General features: G+C 69.9%; 14 protein-coding genes. 7 read left to right on the top strand and 7 right to left on the bottom strand.

Features of this window, described 5'->3' with window-relative positions; genetic code table 11:
• Positions 1 to 14: 14 nt before the first annotated feature.
• Complete coding sequence (locus SA2016_RS13595) at positions 15 to 1,298, top strand: citrate synthase (RefSeq protein ID WP_066499002.1); 1,284 nt, start codon at positions 15 to 17, stop codon at positions 1,296 to 1,298.
• 280 nt (positions 1,299 to 1,578) lie between these two features.
• On the opposite strand, the gene galE is transcribed toward SA2016_RS13595, so the two are convergent.
• A complete protein-coding gene (gene galE, locus SA2016_RS13590; RefSeq protein WP_066499000.1) occupies positions 1,579 to 2,595 on the bottom strand; it encodes a UDP-glucose 4-epimerase GalE in 1,017 nt (338 codons plus the stop codon).
• 101 nt (positions 2,596 to 2,696) lie between these two features.
• Here galE and SA2016_RS13585 point away from each other — a divergent pair, with 101 nt between their 5' ends.
• Complete coding sequence (locus SA2016_RS13585) at positions 2,697 to 3,323, top strand: TetR/AcrR family transcriptional regulator (protein ID WP_066498997.1); 627 nt, start codon at positions 2,697 to 2,699, stop codon at positions 3,321 to 3,323.
• 29 nt (positions 3,324 to 3,352) lie between these two features.
• Positions 3,353 to 3,964, top strand: coding sequence for a hypothetical protein (locus tag SA2016_RS13580; protein ID WP_066498995.1), 612 nt, complete (start codon positions 3,353 to 3,355; stop codon positions 3,962 to 3,964).
• A 10-nt stretch (positions 3,965 to 3,974) separates the two neighbouring features.
• On the opposite strand, the gene SA2016_RS13575 is transcribed toward SA2016_RS13580, so the two are convergent.
• Both SA2016_RS13575 and dapD read right to left on the bottom strand, forming a co-directional pair.
• Complete coding sequence (locus SA2016_RS13575; RefSeq protein WP_066498992.1) at positions 3,975 to 4,823, bottom strand: hypothetical protein; 849 nt, start codon at positions 4,821 to 4,823, stop codon at positions 3,975 to 3,977.
• 78 nt (positions 4,824 to 4,901) lie between these two features.
• Positions 4,902 to 5,918: a 2,3,4,5-tetrahydropyridine-2,6-dicarboxylate N-succinyltransferase gene (dapD, locus tag SA2016_RS13570; protein WP_066498991.1), complete on the bottom strand. Its 1,017-nt coding sequence runs from the start codon at positions 5,916 to 5,918 to the stop codon at positions 4,902 to 4,904.
• Positions 5,919 to 5,988: 70 nt separating this feature from the next.
• Here dapD and dapE point away from each other — a divergent pair, with 70 nt between their 5' ends.
• Complete coding sequence (gene dapE / locus SA2016_RS13565) at positions 5,989 to 7,143, top strand: succinyl-diaminopimelate desuccinylase (RefSeq protein ID WP_066498989.1); 1,155 nt, start codon at positions 5,989 to 5,991, stop codon at positions 7,141 to 7,143.
• 110 nt (positions 7,144 to 7,253) lie between these two features.
• Here dapE and SA2016_RS13560 read toward each other — a convergent pair whose 3' ends face one another.
• From SA2016_RS13560 to SA2016_RS13545, 4 genes are all read right to left on the bottom strand, one after another.
• Entirely contained in the window at positions 7,254 to 8,126 is an 873-nt protein-coding gene (locus SA2016_RS13560) for an amino acid ABC transporter permease (RefSeq protein WP_066498986.1), read from the bottom strand.
• On the bottom strand, positions 8,123 to 8,770 hold the full coding sequence (locus SA2016_RS13555) for an amino acid ABC transporter permease (protein WP_066498983.1): 648 nt from the start codon (positions 8,768 to 8,770) through the stop codon (positions 8,123 to 8,125). Before SA2016_RS13555 ends, SA2016_RS13560 begins: the two co-directional genes overlap by 4 nt.
• 67 nt (positions 8,771 to 8,837) lie before the next feature.
• Positions 8,838 to 9,743, bottom strand: coding sequence for a glutamate ABC transporter substrate-binding protein (locus SA2016_RS13550; RefSeq protein ID WP_066498980.1), 906 nt, complete (start codon positions 9,741 to 9,743; stop codon positions 8,838 to 8,840).
• 62 nt (positions 9,744 to 9,805) lie between these two features.
• Positions 9,806 to 10,561: an amino acid ABC transporter ATP-binding protein gene (locus SA2016_RS13545; protein ID WP_066498979.1), complete on the bottom strand. Its 756-nt coding sequence runs from the start codon at positions 10,559 to 10,561 to the stop codon at positions 9,806 to 9,808.
• Between the two features lie 91 nt (positions 10,562 to 10,652).
• Between SA2016_RS13545 and SA2016_RS13540 the strand changes: the two genes are divergently transcribed.
• The 3 genes from SA2016_RS13540 to SA2016_RS13530 are packed head-to-tail and all read left to right on the top strand — an operon-like array spanning position 10,653 to position 13,142.
• Complete coding sequence (locus SA2016_RS13540; RefSeq protein WP_084249522.1) at positions 10,653 to 11,528, top strand: LOG family protein; 876 nt, start codon at positions 10,653 to 10,655, stop codon at positions 11,526 to 11,528.
• On the top strand, positions 11,525 to 11,887 hold the full coding sequence (locus SA2016_RS13535; protein WP_066498977.1) for a DivIVA domain-containing protein: 363 nt from the start codon (positions 11,525 to 11,527) through the stop codon (positions 11,885 to 11,887). The genes SA2016_RS13540 and SA2016_RS13535 overlap by 4 nt, the downstream gene beginning before the upstream one ends.
• The gene (locus SA2016_RS13530; protein WP_229710768.1) at positions 11,877 to 13,142 is read left to right on the top strand and encodes a putative hexosyltransferase; all 1,266 of its coding nucleotides are present in this window, start codon (positions 11,877 to 11,879) and stop codon (positions 13,140 to 13,142) included. The genes SA2016_RS13535 and SA2016_RS13530 overlap by 11 nt, the downstream gene beginning before the upstream one ends.
• Positions 13,143 to 13,146: the final 4 nt, after the last annotated feature.

Here is a 13,146-nt window from a genome sequence, read left to right as displayed (position 1 = left end):
CATGAAGGGGAACCATGACTGAGATGAATGGCGCCATCCTGCGCCACGAAGGGGGAGAGCTCCCGCTTCCCCGCATCGCCGCCGTCGAGGGAAATGACGGCTATGACGTCTCGAAGCTGCTGAAGGAGACGGGCGCCGTCACCTTCGACCCGGGCTTCATGAACACCGCAGCCACGACTTCCGCGATCACGTTCATCGACGGCGATGAGGGCATCCTCCGCTACCGTGGCTACCCGATCGAGCAGCTGGCACAGCACTCGAGCTTCCTGGAGGTTTCCTACCTCCTCATCTACGGGAACCTCCCGACGCCGGCCGAGCTCGACGCCTTCGACCAGCGCATCCGCCGGCACACCCTGCTGCACGAGGAGCTCAAGAGCTTCTTCGCCGGGTTCCCGCGGGACGCGCACCCGATGCCCGTGCTCTCCTCGGCCGTGTCCGCGCTGTCGACGTTCTACCAGGACTCGCTGGACCCGTTCAACGAGGAGCAGGTGGAGCTCTCCACCATCCGCCTCATGGCGAAGCTGCCGGTCATCGCGGCGTACGCCCACAAGAAGTCCATCGGGCAGCCCCTGCTGTACCCGGACAACTCCATGAACCTCGTGGAGAACTTCCTGCGCCTCTCCTTCGGGCTGCCCGCCGAGCCCTACGAGCTCGACCCGCTCGTGGTCAAGGCCCTCGACCTCCTGCTCGTGCTGCACGCGGACCACGAGCAGAACTGCTCGACCTCGACCGTGCGCCTCGTCGGCTCCGCGAATGCGAACATGTTCGCTTCCGTCTCGGCCGGTATCAATGCGCTCTTCGGCCCGCTCCACGGCGGCGCCAACGAGGCCGTGCTGAACATGCTGCGCCGCATCCAGGCCGACGGCATCAAGCCCGAGGACTTCATGGAGAAGGTCAAGAACAAGGAGGACGGCGTCCGGCTCATGGGCTTCGGGCACCGTGTCTACAAGAACTACGACCCGCGCGCCAAGATCATCAAGGCGACCGCGCACGAGATCCTCGGCAAGCTCGGCGGCAACGACCAGCTCCTCGAGATCGCCATGCGCCTCGAGGAGAAGGCCCTCGCGGACGACTACTTCATCCAGCGCAAGCTCTACCCGAACGTGGACTTCTACACGGGCCTCATCTACAAGGCGATGGGCTTCCCGGAGAAGATGTTCACGGTGCTCTTCGCGATCGGCCGCCTGCCGGGCTGGATCGCCCAGTGGCGCGAGATGATCAAGGATCCGCAGACCAAGATCGGGCGCCCGCGCCAGCTCTACGTGGGCGAGGCGCACCGGGACTACCCCGCGCGCTGACCCTTCACCCCGCCCCGCTCCCGCCCTCCGCGCCAGCCCCGGCCCACCGCCCGTTTCGGGTACGCATCTCGTCGGGATTCGGGGGTTTCGGGTACGACGACGGCCGGTGCCTTCCGCTGGAAGGTGCCGGCCGTCGTCGTATGTGCCGGAATGCGAGCCGAGCCCTGGTGGATCCGCGAGCAGGGCGCGGTTCACGAGCGGAAGCCGCGCCGCTCCTCGTACCCGAAACGGGTTATGGGCGACGAGATGCGTACCCGAAACGGTTCGGAGCCGGGGCCGGTCAGGAGGCCTGGTAGCCCATCGGGTTGTTCTTCTGCCAGCGCCAGTGGTCCTCGCACATCTGCTCGATGGTCCTCGAGGTCGACCAGCCGAGGTCGGCGTGGGCGGCGGAGGCGTCGGCCCAGAAGGCCGGGAGGTCGCCGGCGCGGCGGGGTGCGATCTCGTAGGGGATCGGCTCGCCCACGGCCTTCTCGAAGGCGTGGTGCATCTCGAGCACGCTGGTGCCCGTTCCGGAGCCGAGGTTCCACCGGTGCACGCCGTCGTGGTCGCCGAGGTAGTCCAGGGCGGCGGCGTGGCCCTCGGCGAGGTCGACGACGTGGATGAAGTCGCGCTGGCACGTGCCGTCCGGCGTGTCGTAGTCGCCGCCGAACACCATGAGCTTCTCGCGCCGGCCCACCGCGACCTGCGCGATGAAGGGGACGAGGTTGTTCGGGATGCCCTGCGGGTCCTCGCCGATGCGGCCGGAGGGGTGTGCGCCGACCGGGTTGAAGTAGCGCAGCAGTGCTATGCGCCACGTCGGATCGGAGGCGCCGAGGTCGGTGAGGATGTCCTCGATCTGCTCCTTGGTGCGCCCGTAGGGGTTCATGGCGCCGATCTCCATCGACTCCACGTACGGGATGGGGTTGCGGTCGCCGTAGACCGTGGCGGAGGAGGAGAAGACGATGGTGCGCACGCCGCGGCGCTCCATGACCCGCAGGAGCGCGATCGTGCCGGCGACGTTGTTGAAGTAGTAGTCGAGGGGGATCTGCGCCGACTCGCCGACGGCCTTCAGGCCGGCGAAGTGGATGACGGCCTCGGGGGAGTGCTCGGCGAAGACCGTGTCCAGGGCGTCCTCGTCCGTGATGTCTGCCTGGACGAAGGCGGCTTCGCGCCCGGCCAGCTCCCCGACGCGCCGGAGCGCTTCGGGGCTCGAGTTGGACAGATTGTCGACCGCCACCACGTCGTGCCCGGCCTCCAGGAGGGTCAGGACCGTGTGGGAGCCGATGTAGCCGGTGCCGCCGGTGACGAGGATGCGCATGCGCCCATCCTATCGAGATCCCCGAAGATTACTGGGCCGAAGACGGTGCCCCGGACGGCGCCCCGAGGCGCGCGGACGCACAAGTGTGCTAGGAACAGGGGGTGCCCAGAAACGTGGACGCGGCCCTGCGCCGCCAGGAGATCGTGGAGGCGGTCAAGAGGATCGTCATCGCGGACGGACTGGGGCGCGTCTCGCTGCGGGAGGTCGCGGCCGAGGCTGGCCTTGTCGTCGGCTCCGTGCGGCACTACTTCGGCTCGTCGGCGGAACTCGCGGCCCATGCGTTCGATGCGGTTACCGACAGTGTGCTCGGCCGGCTCGAGGCCGCCGGGGCCGCCGCGCACGGGACGGCGGAGGACGGCTGTGTGGCACAGCTGTGCCAGCTCCTGCCGCTCGACGAGGCGCGGGCCGTGGACCTGTGCGTGTGGACCGAGTTCAAGCTCGCGGCCCGCACCCGGCCCGAGCTGGAACCCCCGGCGGAGCGGAGCCACCGTGCCGTCGCGGCGGCGCTGGGCCGCGCGCTGGTGCGGCTGTGTCCCGCGCTCGCGCAGGAGGACCTCGTCCGGGAGGCCGAGCGGCTCCTGGCCACGGTCGAGGGCCTCGGCCTGCACGCCATGCTGCACGGCAGGTGGCTCGATGCCGACCTGTGCACGGAGGTGGTCCGGGCCCAGGTCGCCAGCGTCGGACTCGCCGGTGCCGGGGCCGCGGGTGCCGCGGCGGGAATACACTGAGAGAAGACCGGCAAGGAAGCGAATAACCCATGCACCACACCGGAGGACCCGGCTGGCGGATCACGATGGACACGTCCGGCCCCCTGCTCCTCGCGCTCTACCTGAAGGACCACGCGGGGCTCACAGGGGCCGGGATGCCCCCGGTGGCCCCTGCGCAGCCCCGGGTCCGCGAGGCAGACCATCACCAGCTCATGCAGCACGTGGGCGGCCTCCCTGCCCTCCGGCGCGAGTGGGAGGCCTGGTGGCAGCACCTCATCGAGAACCACCCCGAGATGAGCCCCGCAGTCGAGCCGCCCGAGTTCCCTGCCTTCGGCACGACCCCGGCCCTGCAGCGGTCCCTCCAGGCCCACTTCGGGGCGGCGCTCACCTGGGCGCGCGAGCGGCGGGCTGAGTACGAGCGTCTCGAGAAGGAGCGCGAGGCCAGCGATGCGACCTCGGTGCTGCGGGAGATCGTCGAGGAGCGCCAGCTCGAGGTGGGCCCGTCTGCCAGGGACTTCGCCCTCACGATCATCGAGCTCCCGCTGTCCGAGGACCGGGCGTGGCTCGTCAATGCGGACAAGGTCATCATGAGCCAGGGGCTTCTCGAGGACCGCGAGGCGTTCAGGAGCTACCTCACGCCGGTCGTCGAAATCCTCGTCTGAGAGCCCGGCGTCAGGGCGCGGCGGCCACCGTCACGGTCACGGTGCCATCGGGCGCGGCCGAGTCGGTCCAGCCCTTGTTCCCGTCCCGGATCCAGCTGTGTCCCGAGCAGTCGACCTCGGTGATCGCCAGCGCCTTGGCGTTGGCCACCGCCCACTGCGCCACCGACCAGCCCTGCGTGCCCTGCGCCCGCACGGTGACCGTGCGGCCGCCGGCCGTCGCGGGCAGCGCGCCGAAGGCCCGCGTGAGCTGGGACTTGACGGCGGAGGGGTCGCCCGCGGCGTCCGGCTTGCGGAGGGTGCAGGTCAGCGCTGCCTGCGACTGGCCCGTCAGCGCCGAGGCGAAGGCGCGGCCCGTGTCCTCGTGCTGGGCGTACGCCTCGGGGAAGCCGGAGCGCTGGACCTTCTGCGCGGCCTCCGTGATGGACAGGTCCTGGTAGCCGCTGATCTTGACCAGCCCGTCGTAGAACGCGTTCGTCGCGTACTCCGGGTCCATGATCTGCGCCTCGGTGCCCCAGCCCTGGGAGGGGCGCTGCTGGAAGAGGCCCCGGGAGTCCGGGCCGGCGCTGTCGCCGTAGCTGAGATTGCGCAGCTTGGACTCCTGCAGGGCCGTCGCGATCGCGATCGTCGCGGCCCGGGGCGGCAGGCCGCGGCGCACCGAGATGGCGGCGATGAGCGAGGCATTCGCCGTCTGGTCGGTGGCGAGCTGCTGCGGGGAGTCGCCGAGCGGCGCCGTGCAGCCCTCCACGATGGGCTTGTCGTTGCGGTTCAGCACGAGTGAGGTGATGTAGATCCCCACGCCGGCCAGTGCGAGGGCCACGAGGACGGTGAGCGTGCGCCGCAGTCTGCGGGCGTTGGCCATCCGGCGACTCCTTGCTGTGGGCGTGGGGACACAGGCGGCCCAGCGACGTGCGCGGGCCGCCCCAGGACGCGGGGAGCGTCAGTTGGCGTGCAGGGCCTCGTTGAGCTCGACCGTCTGGCCGTTGCGGGGGAGCGCCTCGACCTGGCCCGTCGTCGAGTTGCGGCGGAACAGGAGGTTCGACTGGCCGGAGAGCTCGACGGCCTTGACGACCTTCTCCGCGTTCTCGCCGAACGCGTCCTTGAAGCCGCCGATCCGCACGCGGGTGCCGGCCGTCACGTACAGTCCGGCCTCCACCACGGAATCGTCGCCGATCGAGATGCCCACGCCCGAATTGGCGCCGAGGAGCACGCGCTCGCCGAGCGCAATCCGCTCGCGGCCGCCGCCGGAGAGCGTGCCCATGATGGACGCGCCCCCGCCCACATCCGTCCCGTCGCCCACGACGACGCCCGCGGAGATGCGGCCCTCGACCATGGAGGTGCCCAGCGTGCCGGCGTTGAAGTTGACGAAGCCCTCGTGCATCACCGTGGTCCCCTCGGCGAGGTGGGCGCCGAGGCGGACGCGGTCGGCGTCGGCGATCCGGACCCCGGACGGCACGACGTAGTCGACCATGCGCGGGAACTTGTCCACGCCGAAGACCGTGACCGCGCCGCGGCGCCGCAGACGGGCGCGCGTGGCCTCGAAGCCGGCCGGGTGGCACGGGCCGAAGTTGGTCCACACGACGTTCGGCAGCTTGCCGAACAGGCCGTCGAGGTTGACCGTGTTCGGGCGCACGAGCCGGTGGGAGAGCAGGTGGAGGCGCAGGTAGGCGTCCGCGGTGTCGGCCGGAGCCTGGTCGAGGTCGATCTGGACGAAGACCACCTTGGTCTGCGTGCTCCGATCGGCGTCGGCCCCGTTCTCCGCGGCGTCCACGAGCTCGGCCGGCGCGGCGTCGACGACGGCGTCCGCGAGGTGCTCGGCGGCCTCTCCGAGCGCAGGGGCGGGGAACCAGACGTCGAGCACGGTGGCCTCATCGGCTCCGGTCGCAGAGGTGGCCACGTGGATGGTGGCGAGGCCGAAGCCGTGGGCAGCGCGGGGTGCGGCAGGGGTCTCAGTCATGGTTCCCAGTCTATCGGCGGCCGCGCCCGCGGTCCGCACCGCAGGGGGTGCCAGAAACTATGCTGGGCGGGTGACTTCACCAGCCTCCGCGGACCTTGACCTGACGCAGGACGTCGCCCTCCTCACCGCCGCGCTCATCGATGCCAAGAGCGTCTCGGGCGAGGAGACGGCCCTCGCGGACGCGATCGAGCGCGCGCTGCGCGCCCAGACGTCGCTGTCCGTCGTGCGCGACGGCGACGCGATCGTTGCCCGCTCCGGGCTCGGCCGCAGCGAGCGGGTCATCCTCGCCGGGCACATCGACACCGTTCCGCTCCCCACCGTTGACGGTGCACGGGGAACCGTGCCGTCGTCGTGGGACGGGGAGCCGGGGGAGGGGACGCTGTGGGGGCGCGGCGCGACCGACATGAAGGGAGGCGTGGCGGTCCAGCTCGCCCTCGCCGCCCGCCTGTTCCCCGCCGCCGGGACGCACGACGCCGGCGCCTCGCCTGCCGCACCTGCGTCCCCCGCCCGGGACGTCACCTTCGTGTTCTACGACCACGAGGAGGTGGAGGCCTCGAAGAGCGGGCTGGGACGGCTCGCGGCGAACCACCCCGACCTGCTGGCCGGCGACTTCGCGATCCTCCTCGAGCCCACCAACGGGACGGTGGAGGGCGGCTGCAACGGTACGCTGCGCGTCGAGGCGACGACGGTGGGCGAGGCGGCGCACTCAGCGCGCGCCTGGATGGGCCGGAACGCGATCCACGCGGCCGCCCCAATCCTCGCCCGTCTCGCAGACTACTTTCCGGCGACCGTGACCGTGGACGGGCTCGACTACCGGGAGAGTCTCAACGCCGTGGGGATCTCCGGCGGGACGGCGGGGAACGTGATCCCCGACCGCTGCACCGTCACCATCAACTACCGCTTCGCGCCGGACAAGGGGATCGAGGAGGCCGAGGCTGCGGTGCGGACCCTCCTGGAGGGCTTCGAGGTGGTCCGCACCGATGGCGCTCCTGGTGCCCGGCCGGGCCTGAACCACCCCGCGGCGGCGGCGTTCGTCGCCGTCGTGGGCCGCGACCCGCTGCCCAAGTACGGGTGGACGGACGTGGCGAGGTTCTCCCAGCTCGGGGTGCCGGCGGTCAACTTCGGTCCCGGGGACGCGCTGCTGGCCCACAAGGACGACGAGCGGGTCGAGGCGGCGGCCATCAGGGAGTGCCTCGCCTCCCTCGAGGCCTGGCTCCGGGCCTGAAGCCGTCAGGGAGCCGTTAAAGCCGTCTGGGAGTCACGTCCTGGAAGTCACCTCTAGCGGGTGGACCGCAGGAGGTGACTCCCAGAAGGTGACTCCCAGAAGGGGCCGGCTCAGATCTGCGCTGCGGCGTCCTGCGCTGCCACCATGGCCGTGCCCTTGCGGCCGCCGGACACGCGCGGGCTCCGGCGCAGGCGGCTCTCCGCGAACTTCGCGAGGCCCGAGAGGATCAGGCACATGCCCACGTAGAGCACGCCGGCCACGATCGCCGCGGGGACGATCGGCGAGCCGTACTGTGCCTGCGAGCCGAAGTACTTCGCCTGGAACAGGATCTCGTTGTAGGTGACGATGAAGCCGAGGGCGGTGTCCTTGAGCGTCACGACGAGCTGGGAGATGATCACCGGCAGCATCGAGCGCACGGCCTGCGGCAGCAGGATGGACTGCATCACCTGGGACTTGCGCATGCCGATCGCGAAGCCCGCCTCGCGCTGTCCCTTGGGGAGGGCCTCGATGCCCGCGCGGAACACCTCGGCGAGCACCGAGCCGTTGTAGAGGATCAGCGCGACGACCACGGCCACGAACGGCGGCCAGTTCACGCCGAAGAGCGGCGGGAGCCCGTAGTAGATCATCATCATGAGGATCAGCACGGGGATCGCGCGGAAGAGCTCGGTGAACCAGTGGAACGGGCGGGACACCCAGACGCGGTCGGAGAGCCTGCCGATGGCCAGCACGATGCCGAGCACGAGGCTTCCCACGGCGGCCACCGCGAAGGCGGAGAGCGTCGCGCCGACGGCGTTGAGGAGGGTGCGCTGGACGAGCGGGAACGTGAAGATCTTCCACTTCGCGGCGCTGAACTGGCCGGTCTCCGCGAAGCGCCACACGATGAAGCCGAGGATGGCGAGGATCACGAGCGTGCCCACGACCCCGAGCACGAGGTGGCGGGTGCGGGCCTTGCGGCCCGGGGCGTCGTAGAGGACGGAGCTCATCGGGCCACCTTCCACTTCTTCTCGAAGTAGCGCTGGAGCTGGGCGAGGATCAGGACGAGGATCACGAAGAACAGGGCCACCCAGAGCAGGCCCTCCATCGCGGGGTAGCCGCGCTCGGAGAGGTTCGCCCGGATCGCGCCGGCCTCGGCGACCGAGAAGCCTGCGGCCACGGTCGTGTTCTTCAGAAGGGCGATGAGGACGCTGAAGAGCGGCGGCAGCACCGAGCGGAAGGCCTGGGGCAGGATCACGAGCGTGAGGGTCTGGGTGAACGGCAGGCCGATGGCGCGTGCGGCCTCGGCCTGGCCCACGGGGACCGTATTGATGCCGGAGCGGAGCACCTCGGCCACATAGGTCGCGGTGTACAGGCTCAGGCCGATGGTCGCGGCGGTCATGAAGTCGATCTCCGGGAGGCCGAGCTTCGGGTACCCGAGCGCGAAGAAGAACAGCACGAGGGTCAGCGGCGTGTTGCGGATGACGTTGACGTACAGGGTCCCGAAGGCCCGCAGGGCCGGCACGGGGGAGACACGCATGGCGCCCACGATCGTTCCGAGGATCAGGGCGAACAGCCCGGAGACGACGAACAGGATGACCGTGTTCTTGAATCCGGTGGTGAAGAGGTCGAGATTGTCGAGGAGGGTGCTCACGGCAGCCTTCGCTTTCTAGCAGAAACGGCGGTGGGCGGGGCGCCGAGCGCCCCGCCCACCGTGCCTGTCAGTAGTTGTCGACGGCGGGCTGTGAGACCTTCGTGCCCGACTTGCCGAGCGTCGAGTCGTAGATCTTCTGCCACGTGTCCTTGCCGTTGGTCAGCGTGTCGTTGAAGAACTTCCGCAGCGCCGTGTCGCCCTTCGGCAGGCCGATGCCGTACTTCTCGGTCGTGAACGGCTGGCCGACCACCTTCAGGGTGTCCGGCTCCTGGGCGGCGTAGCCGAGGAGGATGGCCTGGTCGGTCGTGACGGCGTCCGTCTGGCCGTTCTTGAGGGCCTCGACGCACTGCGAGTACGTGTCGAACTCCGTGGTCTTGGTCTGCGGGAAGTTCGCCTTGATGTTCTGGATCGGCGTCGAACCCGTCGCCGAGCAGACGTTCTTGCCCGCGAGGTCCTTCTCGCTGTTGATCGTCGTGTTGTCCTTCTTCACCAGTAGGCCCTGGCCGGTGACGAAGTACGGGCCGGCGAAGTCGACCAGCTTCTTGCGCTTGTCGGTGATGGAGTACGTGCCGACGTAGAAGTTGATGTCGCCGTTCTGGATGGCGGACTCGCGGTTGGCGGAGGGGATCGGCTTGAACTCGATCTTGTCCGTGCCATAGCCCAGCGAGGCGGCCATCCACTTGGCGATCTCGATGTCGAAGCCGCTGTACTCGCCGGTGGCCGCGTCCTTGAACCCGAGCCCGGGCTGGTCCTGCTTGACGCCGATCGTCACCTTGCCGGCGGACTTGATCTTGTCGAACGTCGGGCTGCCGGAGAGGGAGACGTTGCTGGCGACCTTGTACGGGGCGGCCGAGGCCGAGGAGCCGTCGCCGGAACCGCCGGAGCCGCCGGATCCGCCACAGGCGGACAGGGTGAGTGCGAGGGCCGCCGTGGCGGCAGTCAGCACGGCCTTCTTGGTGCGGAAGAGTGCCATGGTGGAGCGTTCCTTTCTTCTCGGGCCGTCGTGGCCCGGGTGCAGGCGGAAGTGATGGAGGGTCAGTGGGTGAGCAGCTTGGAGAGGAAGTCCTTCGCGCGGCTGCTCTGCGGGTTCGTGAAGAACTCCTCGGGCTTGGCCTGCTCGACGATCTGGCCGTCAGCCATGAAGACGACGCGGTCCGCGGCCTTGCGCGCGAACCCCATCTCGTGGGTCACGACGATCATCGTCATGCCCTCCTTCGCCAGCTGCACCATGACGTCGAGCACCTCATTGATCATCTCGGGGTCCAGCGCCGAGGTGGGCTCGTCGAACAGCATGACCTTGGGCTTCATTGCCAGGGCCCGCGCGATGGCCACGCGCTGCTGCTGCCCGCCGGAGAGCTGCGCGGGCAGCTTCGGGGCCTGGTGCCCCACGCCGACCCGCTCGAGGAGTGCCATGGCCTCCTTCTCGGCAGTGGCCTTGTCCACGCCCTTGACCTTCATCGGGCCGAGGGTGACGTTCTCGAGGATCGTCTTGTGGGCGAAGAGGTTGAAGGACTGGAACACCATGCCGACGTCGGCCCGCAGGCGGGCGAGCTCCTTCCCCTCCTCGGGGAGCTTCTTGCCGTCGATGAAGATCTCGCCGTCCTCGATGGTCTCGAGGCGGTTGATCGCGCGGCACAGCGTCGACTTGCCAGAGCCCGAGGGGCCGATGACCACCACGACCTCGCCCTTGCTGACGTCCAGATTGATGTTCTGGAGCACATGGAGCTGGCCGTAATGCTTGTTCACGCCCTTGACAGAGACGAGCGCAGTCGCCGATGTGTCGGTAGTCATAGGGAAAATGTATCGGACAATGAACAGTGCGGCGCGACGGCCTCCGACCGCATGCCTGAATCGTGATTGAAGCGAGACTAGCCTTGGGTGCATGAGCACCGAATCCCAGCCGGGCAGCGAGCCGGGCGCCGCGCAGACCCCGGCACGCAACGGAGGCCACGTCCCGTGGCGGCGGAAGGGCCCGATCGAGCTGCGCAGGCGCCAGACGCAGCAGGGCACCGCGGACCAGCATCTCCTCGACACCAAGGGGGCCGGCCGCTTCGTCCACACCGATCCCTGGCGGGTGATGCGGATCCAGAGCGAGTTCGTCGAGGGCTTCGGCGCTCTCGCGGAGCTGGGGCCGGCGGTGAGCGTCTTCGGCTCTGCCCGCACCAAGCCCGGCACGGTCTACTACGAGACGGGGGTGGCCATCGGGCGCCTGCTCGCCGAGTCCGGAGTGGCCGTCATCACCGGAGGCGGCCCGGGCTCGATGGAGGCGGCGAACCGCGGCGCGGTCGAGGGGTCGGGCACGTCCGTGGGGCTCGGGATCGAGCTGCCCTTCGAGACCGGCCTCAACTCGTGGGTCGACCTCGGGGTGAACTTCCGCTACTTCTTCGCGCGCAAGACGATGTTCGTCAAGTACGCCCACGGCTTCATCGTCCTCCCCGGTGGGCTCGGCACCCTCGATGAGCTGTTCGAGGCCATGGTGCTGGTCCAGACGGGCAAGGTGACGCAGTTCCCGATTGTCCTGGTGGGCTCCGAGTTCTGGAATCCGCTCGTCGACTGGATCCGCGCGACCCTCGTGGGCGAGGGCATGATCTCCGAGTCCGACCTCGACCTCATCGCCGTGGTGGATGACCCGGAGACCGCGGTGGACCACGTCCTCAGGGGCCTCGGCGCCGTGGAGCGCCGCGGGGGCATGTTCGGCAACGCCGATCCCGACTTCGATGAGGATCCGGACATCGAGGGCACGGCGGAGGGCGCGTGAGCTTCTTCCTCGTCTTCGTCGCGATCGTCCTGGCCGGGGGACTCGCGTGGTTCGCCGTAGACGTCGGCCGCGCCTCCTCGGGCCGGCGCCCCGGTGCGCAGGGCAACGGCGCGACGGCGCCCGCACCTCGGGGGCTCGAGGAGCCCCCGACAGGGCTTCCGCCGGTCTACCTGCCCGAGCATCCCAACCCCGAGGACGTGGACGCCGTCCGGTTCGCGCTCGCGTTCCGCGGCTACCGCATGGACCAGGTCGACGAGGTGCTCGCGCGGCTGCGGGACCGCATCGGCGTCCAGGCCGCCCTCATCCACGCGCTCACCGAGCAGCTCAAGTCCGCGAGGGAGCCCCGCGATGATGACTGACGCGATGACGGGCGTCGAGGACAGCCCGGCCACCGCCCGGCCGAGCGCCGTCCACCGTGCCCTGGCCGGCCTGGTGCGCGCCGGCGCGGCCCGTTTCGGAGGGCTGCCGTGGTGGGTGCAGGTCGTGTCGGTGTACGCCGTGAGCCGGGTGGTCAGCTTCTGCATCATCTCCGCGGCAGCGCTCCAGCAGGGCCACAACCCGTGGTTCCCGGCGCAGCCGGACTACTGGCACTTCGTGCAGATCTGGGACTCGGAGTGGTACGGCCGGATCGTCCAGAACGGCTACCCGTCCACGCTCCCGCACACGCCGACCGGGGCCGTGAAGGAGAACGCGTGGGCGTTCTACCCGGTGTACCCGCTGGTCATCCGCGGCCTCAGCAGCGTCTCGGGCCTGCCATGGCAGGCCTGGGCGCAGATCGTCGCCCTGGTCGCCGGGTTCGCTGCCGCCCTGGTCCTGTACCGGCTGTTCCGGCTGCGCGCAGGCCACGACACCGCGCTGTGGGGCGTGGCGTTCGTGGCGTTCTTCCCGGTCTCGGCCATCCTGCAGATCCCGTACGCGGAGTCCCTCGGGCTCCTGTTCCTCGCCTGGGCACTCCTGTGGGTCGTCGAGCGCCGCTACCTCGCCGCGATGCCCGTGGTCGCCGTCATGGCCCTCACCCGGCCCGTCGGCGTGCCGTTCGCGCTCATGCTCGCCGGTGTCTTCCTGGTGCGGGTGGTCCGGCGCCGCAGGGAGGGCACGACGGCGGGCGAGCTGGCGCGGCTGGGGGCCCTCACCGTCGTCGGAGGTGCTGCAGCCGCGGCCTGGCCGGCCATCGCGTGGGCGCTGACAGGAGTCCCGGATGCCTACACGACGACGGAAGCGGTGTGGAGGGGGCAGGACCTCGTGCCGTTCCTGCCGTGGTTCGACACGGGCCAGTACCTCTTCGGCCCGGTCATGGGGCCGATCGCCCCGTTCGTCCTGGTGGTGCTGGGCGCCCTCTACCTCACGAGCGCCCACGTGCGCCGCGTGGGTCTCGAGATGCAGCTGTGGTGCGCCGCCTATGCGCTCTACCTGCTGGCGTTCCTCTACCCGCAGACGAGCACGTTCCGGATGATGCTGCCGCTGGTCCCGCTGGCGCTCGCGGCGGCCGGGCTGTCCCGCTCGCGCGCCTACCGGTGGACGGCGCTCGTGATGTTCGTGCTGCTGCAGATCGTCTGGGTCGTGTGGCTGTGGGTCTGGTTCCCGCTTCCGAGCGGCGGCGACTGGGCGCCGTAGGGGC

The sequence above is a fragment of the Sinomonas atrocyanea genome, from assembly GCF_001577305.1.
Classification (GTDB): domain Bacteria; phylum Actinomycetota; class Actinomycetes; order Actinomycetales; family Micrococcaceae; genus Sinomonas; species Sinomonas atrocyanea.
Note: the sequence above shows the minus strand (reverse complement) of the source record. Positions and strands in the feature narration are given on the sequence as shown.

Coding starts and splice junctions, on each gene's coding strand:
- SA2016_RS13595 (WP_066499002.1), top strand. CDS start 15: ATGACTGAGATGAATGGCGCCATCCTGCGCCACGAAGGGGGAGAGCTC.
- galE (WP_066499000.1), bottom strand. CDS start 2,595: ATGCGCATCCTCGTCACCGGCGGCACCGGCTACATCGGCTCCCACACG.
- SA2016_RS13580 (WP_066498995.1), top strand. CDS start 3,353: ATGCACCACACCGGAGGACCCGGCTGGCGGATCACGATGGACACGTCC.
- SA2016_RS13575 (WP_066498992.1), bottom strand. CDS start 4,823: ATGGCCAACGCCCGCAGACTGCGGCGCACGCTCACCGTCCTCGTGGCC.
- dapD (WP_066498991.1), bottom strand. CDS start 5,918: ATGACTGAGACCCCTGCCGCACCCCGCGCTGCCCACGGCTTCGGCCTC.
- SA2016_RS13560 (WP_066498986.1), bottom strand. CDS start 8,126: ATGAGCTCCGTCCTCTACGACGCCCCGGGCCGCAAGGCCCGCACCCGC.
- SA2016_RS13550 (WP_066498980.1), bottom strand. CDS start 9,743: ATGGCACTCTTCCGCACCAAGAAGGCCGTGCTGACTGCCGCCACGGCG.
- SA2016_RS13545 (WP_066498979.1), bottom strand. CDS start 10,561: ATGACTACCGACACATCGGCGACTGCGCTCGTCTCTGTCAAGGGCGTG.
- SA2016_RS13540 (WP_084249522.1), top strand. CDS start 10,653: ATGAGCACCGAATCCCAGCCGGGCAGCGAGCCGGGCGCCGCGCAGACC.
- SA2016_RS13530 (WP_229710768.1), top strand. CDS start 11,877: ATGATGACTGACGCGATGACGGGCGTCGAGGACAGCCCGGCCACCGCC.